This is a genomic window from Tenacibaculum amylolyticum (assembly GCF_964511145.1).
GTDB lineage: Bacteria > Bacteroidota > Bacteroidia > Flavobacteriales > Flavobacteriaceae > Polaribacter > Polaribacter amylolyticum.
Genome location: NZ_CAZEFZ010000026.1, coordinates 186,243 through 201,157, shown reverse-complemented (window position 1 = coordinate 201,157; position 14,915 = coordinate 186,243). Strand labels below are relative to the sequence as shown.

The following is a 14,915-nucleotide window of genomic DNA, read 5'->3' as shown; positions in this document are numbered from 1 at the left end:
GAAAGCTCAGGATTTCTTTTTACACAACTCATAAACAAAGTGGTAGCGGGGGGACAATGAATACAGAGTTAGAATTTATAATTCAAAGACAAATTAAATAATGAACCTAATTGACTAAAATGATAACCATCGTAGGTCATTTGTGAATATCTTTGATTAAACGTGATTAAATTCGATTGGACTTTGACTTGTGCTGGATCATTTAATATTGCTTGACCTGCTGCATTTTCAGCTTTAAAACTCCATTCAGGAAGTACATTGAAAAGGTTGTTAGCGTTAAAAGCAATTGTCCAATGATCATCTACATTATAATTAACACCTAAGTCTGTGACAATCTTAGGAGTAAATTCTGTTCTTAGATTAGTGTCTAAACCTTGCTGTTTGAAAACAGTTTTTCCAAAATAGGTATTGTTTAATGAAAAACTAAACTTATTAATATCATAGGTAGTTCCTAAAATCCATTTAGATCTAGGTCGAGAAGTAAAGAATAAAGCTTCTTGAGTAGCATTTACAACTGACTGTCCAGAGTTTTGTGCAAACGCTGGGTTGTTTACTGCTCCGTCTCTTTCATTTGTAATCGTGTAGTTTCCAGATAAGTTGAAACCAAGTTTTCCAGGTCCAACTTCTAATTTATTATAACTAACTACCACATCTATACCAGAAGTTTTAGTGTCTATGGCATTTACAAAAAAGCTTACATCAGATAAACCATCAAATGCAGGTGTGTTTGGTGGTGTTAATTCGGTACTTAATACAATTCGATCCTCTACATTAATGCTATAATAATCTATTGTAAAAGAGAAGTTTTTAAAAGGTTTAGCACCTATACCAACAGTGAAATTGGTAGATTCTTCAGCTTTAAGTTTAGGAATCCCAAGTAAGCGAGCTTGCGGAGATACATTATTAATTAATCCTCCAACTTGGATTCCTTGTCCAGGTACAAAACTATATTGCGCTCTTTGAGTATATATTTGATGTAATGTTGGGGCTCTAAAACCTGTAGAAACGGAAGCTCTTAAAGTATATTTATCTTCAGCAAACTTATAACGAGAACTAACTTTCCATACAAAAGTACTTCCAAAATCAGAATAATTTTCAGCTCTTACAGTACCATTTAATAAAAAGTCTTTTGTAGCATCCCAATCTACACTAAAATAACCACCAAGGTTGTAGCGATTAAAGTTTCCAGAATTTTCTGGTCTGTTACCCGCGAAAGAATCGGCACCACCACCGTCGTAAGAAGCTAAATCACCTTCAATAATTTCGAAATTTTCTGTTCTAAATTCGGCTCCAACAGCGATAGCTATTTGGTCAGAGAGCACCCTAGAAATATCGATGTTTCCTACAATGTGATTAAATGCCGTTCCTCCTGGGTCAAAACTAATTGGACTATTTTCTCTATATAATTGTGAGCTTTCTGATAATTCACCAGGATCTACAACACCATTGTTGTTTGTATCTACCCAAGTAGCTGGTGACAATACTACATTTCTATTATGTGAATCATTAACAGAATATGCTTGTTCATTTCCTCCAAATGTTGCGCTTACATCAATATTCCATTCGTTTATTTTAGAAGTAAAACCAATGGTTCCATTGTAATCATTTAAATCTCCTTCAAAAGTTGGTAAGTACCCATCATAACCTCCCGGATTGTTAGGGTTATTTCCAGGGAAAAAGTTTGCTAAATATGGAAAATCTGTAATAGTTCTCCAATATGGAGTTCTATAGTTGGCGAAACTATTCACTTTCTTATAAATGTATGCAGCATTAAAATAAATCTCACTATTTCCTTTTAAGTCTACCGCTCCATTTACTAAAAATTTAGCAGCAGTAGTTTCAGGAGATCCATTAATATTTCCAGCATCTGGTCTTCTTGATAAAAATTCTTGTACATCTGCTAAAGCAGCTCCAAAATCTGCAGCTTCTCCTTCAGCGTCTACAGTACCAGGTCTATTGGCTAATGCCGTTTTAGAAAAATCAACAGTATAATTTATAAATCCATTACCTTCTCCAATTTTACTTCCGTTATTAAGACTTACACCTAACATTTCTCCATCTCCTTCACCAGTAATTCCACTTCGTAAGGTTGCAGAACCATTTTTATAATCGTCTTTTAAAATAATGTTCATTACTCCAGCAATTGCATCAGAACCATATTGTGCAGAAGCTCCATCGCGTAGTATTTGAATTGATTTAATTGCATCGGTAGGAATTCCAGAAATGTCGGCTCCAGTTTCTCCTCTACCAGGAGATGTTTGTGTATATAGTAAAGAACTTAAGTTTTTACGCTTTCCATTAATTAATATTAAAGTTCTGCTTGGCCCCATATTTCTAATTTCATAAGGGTCGAGTAGAGAAGTAGCATCGTTTACAGGTGTATTTACAGTATTAAATGAAGGTATTTTATATTGTAATGCTTTATCGAATGTAGTTTGCCCTGTAGCTTGAAGTTCTTGTACTCCTACAATATCTACAGGTAACGGACTAGAAGTGTTACTTCTAGCTGGTGTTCTACTACCAGTAATTACGACTTCTTCGAGCTGCAATCCTTCCTTTAGTATAATGTTTAAGGTAGTGTTTCCGTTTACTGGAACTTCTTGTGTTTCGAACCCAGCAAAACTAACTACTAAGACAGCTCCTTCTTGAACTGTAAGTGAAAATTTTCCATCAAAATCTGTAGTAGTACCATTTTCAGTACCTTTTTCTAAAACATTTGCACCTGGTAAAGCATCGTTATTAGTGTCTTTAACGGTACCTGAAATTTGTATTTGTGCCCAAGAAATGGTACTAAACACAAAAACAAATAATGTTAGTAAGAGTTTTTTCATAAATAAATATTTGGTTAGTAATTAAGATTTTTTCTATTAATTATATTTTAAATTAACAGGTGTCTTATATAATTACTAAGTCAATATTGTTTTTTGATACTCTTCTTTTCTGAAAAAATTAAAAGTTAGTAGCAATTTTAGTATAATAAAAGGCTCCATTGGTTCCCATTTGCACAGCATCCCAAATTCCGCCACCATCAGTATTATTGCCTTGTTCAGTAGGATAGGAGTTAAAAATGTTATTGACTCCTAGGTGAAAGTGAATTTTTTTATTAAATCGGTATGTTAAGTGGGTGTCTAATGTAAGTTTTGGAGCATATTTATCTAAAGAAGCTCGAAATCTTTCTTCTGAAGAATTATTAAAGTTGCTTAAAGGCTGTTGTATTTGCCAATCAATTAACTCAACACTACTATATTTTGTAAATGTATTACTCCATGAGAACTTTCCTTTAGTAAAAATTGTATTTAAAATTAATTTGTACTCAGGAGCAGATGCTCTCAGAAAATATTGTTCTCTAATACCAAAGAATGTTTCTCTATCTAATCCTTTATTATTTATAGAAGTAATATCCATACGATTAAAATTTCCTGAAAAGCTAGCGGATATACTAGCATTAGAAAATTGTTTAAACCAACTTGAACGAAAATCTATTCCGTAGGTAGCAGTACTTACACCATTTGCAAAAAATTGAACATTTTGAGCGTTAGAATTTAAATTAGTAGCATCAAAATTACCACTTAAAATAATACGATCTTTAATGAAAATATAATAGGAATCAATAGAAAATTGAAAATTTTTAGTTGCTTTATAATTGATTCCAAGGCTATAATTAACTGCTTTTTCCTCCTTTAGTTTTTCAATACCAAATTGTTTGGTTAAAGGGTTGTTGTTAGCTATTAGTAAAGATTCTACAGGTGTATTACCTATATAGTTAGTAAACATTAAGTTGTAATAAATTTGGGCTAGTGAAGGAGCTCTAAAACCGGTGCTTAATGAAAACCGAAGGTTAGCTTTTGGAGAAATACGATATCTTGAAGCAATTTTTGAGTTTAAAGTACTACCAAAATCACTATAATTTTCATAGCGTAATGCGGTAGCAAGTAACCATTTTTTTGTGAAATCAATTTCAGCATCTAGATATACACTAAAACTTGTTCGGGTTCTGTCTACTTCATTTATAGGAGCATATCCAGGAAATCCTTGAGAGCCACCAGGTCTTATATTACCATTGAATGTTGGAATTAAATTAGAAGGTGTGTTTGAAGTTACTATATTTCCATTAATATCATAAGAAGCATACGATGCTTCCTCTCCAGCAAAAATTTTATAATTTTCAATTCTATTTTCCAAACCAGTAGCTATGTTTAACCCTTTTAATATAGATGGGAAATATTTAGAGAAATCGATGTTTGTGGTATTCTGACTTAAACTATGTCCACCAGCATCAAATTCATTTGGTGAATTTTCGAGTAAAGTGGCATTTAATGTTTCTTTAATAAAATAATGAAAGTAATTATTTCCGTAAGTATTACTGAAATCAATTTGCCATTTCTTTATATTACCTTTTATCCCTAACGAAAGAGATTTATCAGAAATATTAGAGGTAATTAAAGGATTAAAACCGTCAGGGTAAATAGCTAATACATTTCGTTCGCTATTTGCAGGTCTTGTAAAGGCATAAGCTTTTGTATTTTTATAATTATATCCAGCATTACCGTAGGCATTAATATTTTTAGAAATAGGAATTTCTGTATTTAAAAATAAGCTACTTCCCATAATGGCAGCATCTCCATAATTTTCTCTAACGACTGTTCCTCTCCTAAAAGTATATCCTTTGCTTAAAAATTCTCCAGAAAAATTAATAAAACCATTTTTATTTATTGCGGCACCATGGTTAACATCTATTTTATAAGTTAATCCATCTATTCCTTTTCTTTTAGAATTGGTATTATTCCCTGCATTAAAGAAACCAAAAGTCGAATTTACGTTTGTTTCATCGGAAGTATCGTTGAGTACAATATTAATAACTCCTGCAATAGCATCAGAACCGTATTGTGCAGCAGCACCATCTTTTAAAATTTCAATTTTTTTTATCGCTGCTGTAGGAATTGCATTTAAATCTGTTCCCGAGTTTCCCCTTCCTCTGGTTCCATATAAATTAATTAATGAAGTTTGATGCCTCCTTTTTCCATTAATTAGTACTAATGTTTGATCTGGACCTAATCCTCTATACGTAGCTGGAACAATATGATCTGCACCGTCCGATCCTGATTGTTTCGTTGCATTGAAAGAAGGGATTTCATTTTGAATGAATTGATTGAGACCTAAAAACTCACTTTTATTTTTTATATTTTTAACATCAATAACATCGGTAGCTACAGGAGAATCTATGTTTTTTCTTTTCTTATTTCTAGAGCCAACGATTAAAACTTCATCTAATTGAACTCCAGATTTTAAAACGACTTTTAAGAATGAAGAATTGGGAGAGATGATTTGTGTTTCATAGCCAATATGTGAGAAAACTAACGGATTATTCCCAAATAATTCTAATTCAAAAGTACCATCGTTTCTTGTAATAGTACCATTTTGAGTATATTCTTCAATAACATTAGTTTTTTGTATTGGTTGATAAAATTGATCGAGAACGACACCTCTTACTATATTTTTATATTGTTTAGTTGTAGTGTTTTTAGTAGAAGTTAATATCGAATCTTTTGGAAGATTGTTATTTATTAGGCCTAGTTCCTTAGAGTTAGAAATATAAAGTACATAATAGTTATTGCCTAAATAATCTATTGTATATGGAGTTGTTTTTTGTAATAATGATAAAGATTTGTTTAATGATAAATCTTTAAAAGGAGTTGCATCTACAGTAATAATTTTGATTGATAAAGGATTATATGTGAAAAATACATTGTGTTTTTCACTGATGTCGTCCAAAACCTTTGCTAATGGAATGTATTTCTGATTTTGTGAATGAGCAAAATGGTGAGATATAAAGAAAACAACAAATAAGATGAGGGACCAAGTTGAATTCTGATACATTTTTGAGAGAAAATAGTTATTAGTTTTTAGAAACTACTAGTATACTATTTTCTTTTTTAATATCCACATTTATAGACTTTTTAATTGCATTTAAACAGATTTCTAAATTTGTAGTAGGAACCGTTCCTGTTATCAAAATTTCTTTAATTTCTGGAGTTTCATACTCGAAAAATACTCCATAAGTATCAGAAACCTTTTGTAATGCCTCAGCTAATGTTGTATGATCGAATATTAGTGTTCCATTTTTCCAAGAAGTTTGTTCTTCATTAGAAACCCTCTCTTTATCCACGATTATTTTTTGATCTTCGGAAGAGTATTCAATATAATTTCCAGGTTCCATCTGTTTATAATTACCATCGTCAAAAGAGAGAAAGATTTTTCCTTCCTCTAAATAAACATTGGTTTTTTCGTTAGATGTTTTTACATTGAACTGTGTTCCATATACTTCTACCGTTAAATCAGATGTATAAACCCAGAATTTAGCATTCGTAGTTTCTTTTTTATTTACATCAAAATAAGCTTCTCCTTTTAGTTCAACTTTTCTTGGATTATTCTGATTATAAGAAATACTAGAATTTGAATTTAATGTCACCAGTGTTCCATCTTTGAGCTTTAATTCTAATACTTCACCATAGGCTGTTTGATGTGTAATTAAAGAAGATTGAAAATAAGTATAGCTAATAAAAGAAATAAGTAAAATGGCACTTATAGCAATTGTATATTTCAAAGATTTCTTCTGAGGAATTTTAGTTTTTTGTTCTTTAGATTTAATTTCTTTTAGTTTCGTAGAAAGTTTAGTCCACTCTAAATCAACTTTATTTTTAGAAACAGTAGATTGTTTAAAATTAATACCTATAATAATGTCTTTAGCTTCATAAGCAATACTTTTTTTAGAAGGATTGTTTTGTAGCCACCTATTCCAGAAAGAAACATCAGATAGACGACTATCTAAAGCCCAATTTTTAAACGACTCATCATTTAAAAAGTCTTGAATTGTATTGTATGCTTTTTTTGACATTATTTATTTAACTACTAATCTGTATACTTATATAAGCACCAAAAATGTAAAATATACTCTTTTAGGGGCTCAAATTTATGAATTTAATAATTGAATGATTGCAATTTCTTCTCTTAAATTCTTAATGGCTTTATGAAGTGTATTAATTACACTTTGATAATTAATATCTATAGTCTCTGCTATTTCTGTTGGTTTTAGGTTACAGTGAAACTTGAGATATATGACTTCTTTCTGCCGTTTAGGGAGTTTATTTATGAGTTGTGCTAAGTTTTTATTTCTAAAAGTAGTAGACTCTTGATGGGTAAGTAGTTCTTCCGGGGTAAAGTTAATGTCAACGATTGTATAATCTAGACTTCTAACAACAGTGTATTTTTTTATTTTGTTTATTTTCCTGATGATAAACCTTCGAAAAGAAGCGAAAAGATAAGGAGCTATTGTATTTAAATCACTAAGATTCTCTTTGTGTTCATATATATATACAAAGAAATCCTGAAGCGTATCCTCAGTAAGCTCTTCATTTCTAGAAATTTTTACCCCGTAATTATGTAATAAAGGATAAAATTTTTTAAAAAGAATAGAAAAAGCATTTAGATCCCCCTCTTTTAAAGACTTCCACAATATTTCATCGCTAAGATTCCTCATCGAATAAATAAATCATCGTTAAAATATGAAAAAAATACAAACCATTGAAGCAATTGTATTAAAATGATTTAGAAACCTTCATATTATATGTAAGAAATAGCCAACTAATATGCTATATTTGCAGTCTCAAAAAATAGAAATAAATATTATAAATGAAAGCTGGAATTGTAGGGTTACCTAACGTTGGGAAATCAACTTTATTTAATTGTTTATCAAATGCAAAAGCACAGAGTGCTAATTTTCCGTTCTGTACTATAGAACCTAATTTAGGTGTGGTGAATGTACCAGACACAAGGTTAGAAAAATTAGAAGAATTAGTAAATCCTGAAAAAGTAATTCCTGCTACTGTAGAAATTGTAGATATTGCTGGTTTAGTAAGAGGAGCAAGTAAAGGTGAAGGACTAGGAAACCAGTTTTTAGCTAATATTAGAGAAACAGACGCTATTTTACATGTATTACGTTGTTTTGATAACGATAATATTGTACACGTTGATGGTTCTGTAGATCCTATTAGAGATAAGGAAACTATCGATATTGAATTACAGTTAAAAGATTTAGAAGCAGTTGAAAAGAGGTTAGAAAAGGTGAAAAGAGCTGCTAAAACTGGAAATAAAGAAGCACAAGCTGAGTTAGCTTTATTAGAAAAAATACAAGAAGTTTTAGAAGGAGGAAAGTCTGTAAGAACAATTGAGTTTACTGAAAAAGAAGAAGAATTAGTAAAATCAATGCAATTTATTACAGCGAAACCTGTGTTATATGTATGTAATGTAGACGAAGCAGCTGCAAAAGATGGAAATGCATATGTAGAAAAAGTGAGAGAAACTGTAAAAGATGAAGATGCTGAGATTATTGTATTAGCTGTAGCAACAGAAGCAGATATTGCTGAGTTAGAAGATTATGAAGAGCGTCAAATGTTTTTAACAGATATAGGTTTAGAAGAACCAGGAGTTTCTCGCTTAATTCGTTCTGCATATACATTATTAAACTTACAAACCTATTTTACTGCGGGAGTTAAAGAAGTACGTGCTTGGACGATTCCTGTAGGAGCTACTGCACCACAAGCAGCTGGAGTAATTCATACTGATTTTGAGAAAGGATTCATTCGAGCAGAAACTATTAGTTATGCAGATTATGAAACGTATGGTAGTGAAACTAAAGTAAAAGAAGCAGGTAAAATGCGCGTTGAAGGTAAAGACTATGTTGTTGCCGATGGTGATGTAATGCACTTTAGATTTAATGTATAGTCTTTAGAAAATAGTTAAGATTGAAAATCTTTAACCTTAATAAAATAAAAGAGCCCAAATTCGATAGAGTTTGGGCTTTTTCGTACTTTTAAACAAAATACAATACATGGAATTAGATAAATCAATTTTTCAGTATTTAAACAATTTAGCTGAAAATAATAATAGAGATTGGTTTACAGAACATAAAGACACGTTTACCAAAGAACAAAATGAAGCAAAAGCATTTTTTGGAGTAGTTCAAGGAAATTTGGAAACACACGATGAAATCGAAGGACATAAGTTTTTTAGAATTTATAGAGATGTTCGATTTTCAAAAGATAAAACTCCTTATAAAACTCACTTTGCAGGATCTTTTTCTAGAAAAGGAGCCCATTTAAGAGGAGGATATTATTTGCATCTTAAACCAGGAGAAAGTTTTTTAGCAGGAGGTTTTTGGCAGCCTAACAAAGAAGATTTACTGCGTATTCGTAAAGAATTGGAAATAGATGCCGTTGAATTAAGAGATGTTATTAGTGCACCAGATTTTAAAAAGTATTTTGGAGGAAAATTAGAAGGAGAAGAGCTAAAAACAGCTCCGAAAGGTTTTGATAAAACACACCCAGATATCGATTTAATCCGAAAAAAAGGATATATAGCCGTTAGAAACTTTACAGATAAAGAAGTTTTTTCTTCAAATTTTTCAGAAGAAGTAGATGCCTCTTTTAAAGCATTACGCCCTTTCTTTGATTTAATGAGTTCTATTTTAACAACAAACTTAAATGGAGAAAGTTTGCTAGACGACTAGTTTTTGAGTTTCTTTTTTCAGAAAGAAAAACGTTACAATAGCAGCTAGCATATCAGAAATAGGGAAGGAGTACCAAATTCCATCCAATCCAAAAAACATAGGTAAAACAATTACAAACGGTATTAAAAAGATAGATTGTCTTAATAAAGTTAATACCAAAGCAGGTTTTGCCTTTCCTACAGCTTGAAAATAAGCGGCTCCTATAAGTTGAAATCCAATAAAAGGAGTCGCAAAAAAGCATATTAATATAGCATTAGGAGTTTGTTGTAAAAGAGTAGTATCTGTAGTGAATACAGCCGTCATTTCATAGTTTAAAAAATAAATAGCTATAAATGTTATTATACATAATACTGTAGCATATTTAATACCTGTAAACAATACTTCTTTTACACGTTTATACAGTTCAGCACCATAATTATAACCAGCTATTGGGAGAAAACCTTGTACAATTCCTAAGACAGGAAAGAAAATAAACATCATTAGTCTATTTATAATTCCAAAAATCGCTATAGATGATTCATTACCATATTTAAAGAGTGAGTAATTTAAAACTATTGTTAGTATACTTACGCTGGCTTGTCTCACTAATGTAATACTTCCTAAAGAAGTTATTTCTGCCACAATTTTTTTCTTTAGCTTTAAACAATGAAATCCTATTCGTAAGCTACTCTTTGGAGATAATAAAAAACCTAAGATAAAAATACCACAAACAGCGTAAGACAACGATGTGGCTAAACCAGCTCCAAACATTCCCCAATTAAAAACTTTAATAAAAAGAATATCTAAAATAATATTAGAAATTGCAGGTAAAATTAAAGCAACCATTGCATACTTAGGCTTTCCTAAAGCTCTAATAATAGGATTTCCCATCATGGCGTAAGCTAAAAAAGGAACTCCAGCAATAACAATTCTAAAGTAAGGAATCGCAGGAACTAAAATTTCACCATTTGCACCAAATAATTGTAATACATGTGTTTCTAATAAGAAACAAAGTAAAACTAAAATAAATGCTGCTATGGTTGTTAAGCTAATTTGATTACCAAAAACTCTTTTGGCTTTTTCCACCTCATTAGCACCTAAAGCTAAAGAGATTACAGAGCTTCCTCCAATTCCAATAGCCATTCCTATAGATGAAATTAAAAAACCAATTGGTAATACTACAGTAATTGCTGCTATAGCTAATACACCAATCCATTGCCCAACAAAAATAGTGTCTACAATCATGTTTATAGACATTACAAGAATACCAATAGCGGCTGGTATAGATTGTTTTAATAAAAGCTTATGTACCTTTTCGCTAGCAATCTCATTTGCAATTTGTCCCATGGCAGTTAAATTAGTGTGCAAATTAACGAAATAATACTATTAGTTACGTAAGTTTGCTATTATGAATAATGATAAAATTTTTAGTGTAAAGAGAAAGGTTGTAGCGCATGAAATAGATGAATTACAACATGTAAATAATGTAGTATATGTACAATGGGTACAAGATATTGCAAAACAACATTGGGAAGTACTAACAAAAGATCATAAACTAGACGATGTTGTATGGGTACTTATACGTCATGAAATAGATTATAAAAACCAAGCGGTATTAGATGATGAAGTAACTGTAAAAACTTGGGTTGGAGAAACAGCAGGAGTTACTTCGGTAAGATATGTAGAAAGTTATAAAGGAACTACTTTATTAACAAAATCAAAAACTACTTGGTGTTTACTAGATGCAAAAACATTTAAGCCAACTCGAATAAATGATGCTATCAAAAATTTAATGATTTAAATGACAGTTATTTATATTCTCGACATTTTAGGAACTTTTGCATTTGCTATAAGTGGAGCATTGGTGGCTTCTAAGAAGAATTTTGATTTATTCGGAGTTATTATCATCGCTTTTGTTACTGCTGTTGGAGGAGGAATGTTACGAGATATTATGATTAATGCACACCCAATTAATTGGATTGGCGATCTAAATTATATTTGGACAATATTAATAGCTGTTGTATTTACATTTTTATTTAAAAGTAAAATAGAACCGTTACGTAAAACTTTTTTTCTCTTTGATACAGTAGGAATTAGTGTTTTTACATTGTTAGGTTTACAAAAAGGACTGAGTTTACATTTACCAATTTTTGTAGCATTAATCATGGGAGTGGTTTCTGCAGTTTTTGGCGGTGTAATTAGAGATGTATTAACACGTAAAGTACCATTAATCTTTAAAAAAGAAATTTATGCTTCTGCATGCTTCCTAGGAGGGATTTTTTATTTACTCCTGTGTTTTTTTGAAGTTAACGAAACAATAAACTTCATAATATCTGCAGCAATTATTATTGTTGTTAGAACATTATCTGTCATTTATAAACTTGAATTACCAAGAATAAAAGATAGGTGATTTATACTTTTTAAGATTTATAGAAAATACTTCATTATTATAAAACTTTAAAATATAATATTGAATTATATTTAATCTTTATTGTTTTTTATTGGTTTAAATTTAATTTAAGCGTCTTTTTGTTGCTGTATTCTTTGTTTTTTATTTTATTCAGTGTTGATTTGTTAATTTTAAAGTATGGTTTTTTCACCATTCGTCGATAAAAAGAAGCATTTCAACGATACAAAGCGGCAAAAAAGTATTAATAATGATAAAAATTGTATTAAGTATGTAACTTTATGATTGTGAAAGTAATAAATCCCTTGTATTATGTTTAGAAAAGTTTTCCCTATACTAATGCTATTTTGCTTTATACAAATAGCAACATCGCAATCAAAAGAAACTTGTGATACTCCTAAAACCGAAACTGTACTAGATTTAAATAGTATTACTAAATGCTCTATTGAGAAACCTAAGAATGAAAGTTCTAAGGCAAATAAAGTAGCTGTAGAAGTTACCTCAAGAAGAAGAGTGGTTAGAAAAAGAGATGCAGCTACAGGTGTTATGACAAATGATTACACTCATAAATTGGCCGATATTAAGAAAAAGGCTAAAATCATTAATAATTTAAATTTAGAAAAGTCTGGTGGCTTAAAAATTATACCCTTCGATTATGTAGATGAAGTTCCTCTTTTTAAAAATTGTGAGAGTGTAGCTATTTATAAGCAAGAAAAATGTTTTAAGGAAGAATTAGCAAGTCATATTAAAAAGAACTTAAGGTATCCTGAAAAATCTTATGATAATGGGGTACAAGGAAGAGTTTTTGTTCACTTTGTAATCGATAACAAAGGAAATGTTGGAAAAATGAAAATTGTAGCTCCATACAAAGGTGAAGAATTAGGTAGGGAAGCAGAACGTATCATGAAAAAATTACCAAAATTTAAACCAGGTAAACATGAAGGCGCTGCAATAACTGTAAAGTACGGATTTCCAATTACATTTAGAATACCAGGAGTTAAACCATCAAATCTTAGAAAAGCAGCTAAAAAAGTAAATGTATCTAAAGTATACGACTTTGAAAGCGTAGAAACAATACCACAGTTTACATCTTGTAATGCGTCGGGGGACACCTCTATAAACTGTTTTAATAAAAATTTGGTAGCGCATATAGAAGATAACTTCGCTTATCCAACTGAGGCTATAAATCAGAACATCGAGGGAAAGATTTTTGTTAGATTTATGATTAATGCAGAGGGAGAGGTAATTAACATTTCAGCAAAAGGTCCTGAAAATGGACAAGTGCTTGAAAGAGCAGCTAAAGAGTTAGTAGAGAAGTTACCTAAATTCGTTCCGGCAAAGAAAAATGGAAAATCTGTAAATACAAGATATAGTTTTCCAGTTGCCTTTACTTTGAATTAATGCGCGGACTGAATTTTTGAGAAAGCTATCCAGAATATGGATAGCTTTTTTATATAATTAGTATAAGTTCAATAATAGTGTTTAGAACTTAGTTTGTTTAGAGATGATAGAGATACATTGTTTTATAGTCACTCAACAATGTAATATATTGAATCATACTAATTATAACTTTGATTATTAATCAATCTATATAATGAAGCTTTAGACTTTAAATATTTATTATAAGTATCTATCGCTTTTAATTGTGTTTCTATAAGTTTTACTTCTCTATAGTTAATACGGAATAAAGAACCTTCTCCTAAAACAAACATTCGTTCTTCAGCCTTTACTAATCGTTGATAATCAGTTACCAAATCGTTTAACGTTTTATTTTGAGTATTATAAGAACTAATTTCATTGCGAATAGCATTAATTTTATTAGAAAGATTTGCTTTGTTCGAAGAAATTATAAAATCAATGTCTTGTAGTTTTAACTTCGCTAATTTCAAATCAGAACGTTCTTTTCTTAAAAACAGAGGAACACTGAAATTAAGTCCTGCTTTGTAATTATTAGTATCAAAGTTTGTAATATCTTGATATTTAGAAGTTAAAAAATTATACTCAATATCTATTTTAGGAAGTAAATTATTTAATTTCAATCGCTTGTCTATAATCAAATTCTCTTTTTTGTATTCTAAGGATTGTATTTTTAAGTGATTATTTACAATAGTACTATTACTTTCTAAAGTACTTAAATTTAAAACCTGATCTATGTATAGAGGAGTATCTACATCTGGTAAAATGCGATCTTCTAACTCTAAAGGAATATTATCTTCTAACCATAAATAATTGGCTAGTTTTAATTTAGACTTTATGTATGTAAGTTTAGACTTTTCTAAATCTAAAATTCGATTCTTATAATTAATATTTGCTTCTAATGTATCTACAGCTGGTTTATCTCCAGCAATAAAACTTCTCTTTACATTATTAAGTCTATCAGTTGCATTTTTCAAGAAATTTTTAAATGTTTCTTGTTTCTCATAGTTTTTCAACCATTCAAAATAGGTAACGATGGCGTTGTATAAAATATCATTTACCAATAATTGCTGATCAGCTTTTGCTTGATTGACATAAATTTTTGCTTTTTTCAAATCAGCCATTCGCTTATTGGTAAGAAATCCACGTGCTAAAGACATAGAAATTCCAGCTCCATATAAACCATCTTCAGGTACTGTAAACTCTGGGTTTAAGAAAATTCCAGAATTCTTCTCATAATTTGCTTTAAATTCAATACCATACCATGTAGGAATTTTAAAAGCGGTATTCAATTTATCATAATAGGTAGATTTTTTAAACTTCTTACGATCGTAATCTACTTCTATTTTAGGATCGAAAGCACCTCTAGCTTTTAATAATTTAATTTCACTAGCAGTAGTTGTTAATTGTGCTTGTTTTACAATTGGATGAAACTGTTTTACATATCCAATATATTCAGAAAGCGTTAAAATACTGTCTGTTTTGGATTGTGAGGTTCCAGAAAAACTGACTACTATAATAAATAAGCTACAAAGAATTTTCTTCATA

11 protein-coding genes are annotated in these 14,915 nt (G+C 30.3%); 5 read left to right on the top strand and 6 right to left on the bottom strand.

What is annotated here, in order from left to right:
- Positions 1 to 68: 68 nt before the first annotated feature.
- From ACKTTC_RS09215 to ACKTTC_RS09200, 4 genes are all read right to left on the bottom strand, one after another.
- The gene (locus ACKTTC_RS09215; RefSeq protein WP_408039521.1) at positions 69 to 2,831 is read right to left on the bottom strand and encodes a TonB-dependent receptor; all 2,763 of its coding nucleotides are present in this window, start codon (positions 2,829 to 2,831) and stop codon (positions 69 to 71) included.
- Positions 2,832 to 2,949: 118 nt separating this feature from the next.
- Entirely contained in the window at positions 2,950 to 5,877 is a 2,928-nt protein-coding gene (locus tag ACKTTC_RS09210) for a TonB-dependent receptor (RefSeq protein WP_408039520.1), read from the bottom strand.
- A gap of 19 nt (positions 5,878 to 5,896) precedes the next feature.
- A complete protein-coding gene (locus ACKTTC_RS09205; RefSeq protein ID WP_408039519.1) occupies positions 5,897 to 6,895 on the bottom strand; it encodes a FecR family protein in 999 nt (332 codons plus the stop codon).
- Positions 6,896 to 6,970: 75 nt separating this feature from the next.
- Positions 6,971 to 7,537 (bottom strand): RNA polymerase sigma factor, encoded by a 567-nt coding sequence (locus tag ACKTTC_RS09200; RefSeq protein WP_408039518.1) that lies wholly within the window; start codon positions 7,535 to 7,537, stop codon positions 6,971 to 6,973.
- 152 nt (positions 7,538 to 7,689) lie between these two features.
- Here ACKTTC_RS09200 and ychF point away from each other — a divergent pair, with 152 nt between their 5' ends.
- Entirely contained in the window at positions 7,690 to 8,781 is a 1,092-nt protein-coding gene (gene ychF / locus ACKTTC_RS09195; RefSeq protein ID WP_408039517.1) for a redox-regulated ATPase YchF, read from the top strand.
- A gap of 106 nt (positions 8,782 to 8,887) precedes the next feature.
- Positions 8,888 to 9,565 (top strand): DUF2461 domain-containing protein, encoded by a 678-nt coding sequence (locus tag ACKTTC_RS09190; RefSeq protein WP_408039516.1) that lies wholly within the window; start codon positions 8,888 to 8,890, stop codon positions 9,563 to 9,565.
- Here the strand turns inward: ACKTTC_RS09190 and ACKTTC_RS09185 are convergent.
- Positions 9,554 to 10,891 (bottom strand): MATE family efflux transporter, encoded by a 1,338-nt coding sequence (locus ACKTTC_RS09185; RefSeq protein ID WP_408039515.1) that lies wholly within the window; start codon positions 10,889 to 10,891, stop codon positions 9,554 to 9,556. The two genes, ACKTTC_RS09190 and ACKTTC_RS09185, sit on opposite strands and share 12 nt — an antisense overlap.
- A gap of 61 nt (positions 10,892 to 10,952) precedes the next feature.
- On the opposite strand from ACKTTC_RS09185, the gene ACKTTC_RS09180 reads away from it, so the two are divergent.
- From ACKTTC_RS09180 to ACKTTC_RS09170, 3 genes are all read left to right on the top strand, one after another.
- Positions 10,953 to 11,345: an acyl-CoA thioesterase gene (locus ACKTTC_RS09180; RefSeq protein WP_408039514.1), complete on the top strand. Its 393-nt coding sequence runs from the start codon at positions 10,953 to 10,955 to the stop codon at positions 11,343 to 11,345.
- Positions 11,346 to 11,954: a trimeric intracellular cation channel family protein gene (locus ACKTTC_RS09175; RefSeq protein ID WP_408039513.1), complete on the top strand. Its 609-nt coding sequence runs from the start codon at positions 11,346 to 11,348 to the stop codon at positions 11,952 to 11,954. It begins immediately after the preceding gene.
- Positions 11,955 to 12,263: 309 nt separating this feature from the next.
- A complete protein-coding gene (locus tag ACKTTC_RS09170) occupies positions 12,264 to 13,352 on the top strand; it encodes an energy transducer TonB (protein ID WP_408039512.1) in 1,089 nt (362 codons plus the stop codon).
- A gap of 158 nt (positions 13,353 to 13,510) precedes the next feature.
- On the opposite strand, the gene ACKTTC_RS09165 is transcribed toward ACKTTC_RS09170, so the two are convergent.
- The gene (locus ACKTTC_RS09165; RefSeq protein WP_408039511.1) at positions 13,511 to 14,914 is read right to left on the bottom strand and encodes a TolC family protein; all 1,404 of its coding nucleotides are present in this window, start codon (positions 14,912 to 14,914) and stop codon (positions 13,511 to 13,513) included.
- Between the last annotated feature and the right edge of the window lies 1 nt (position 14,915).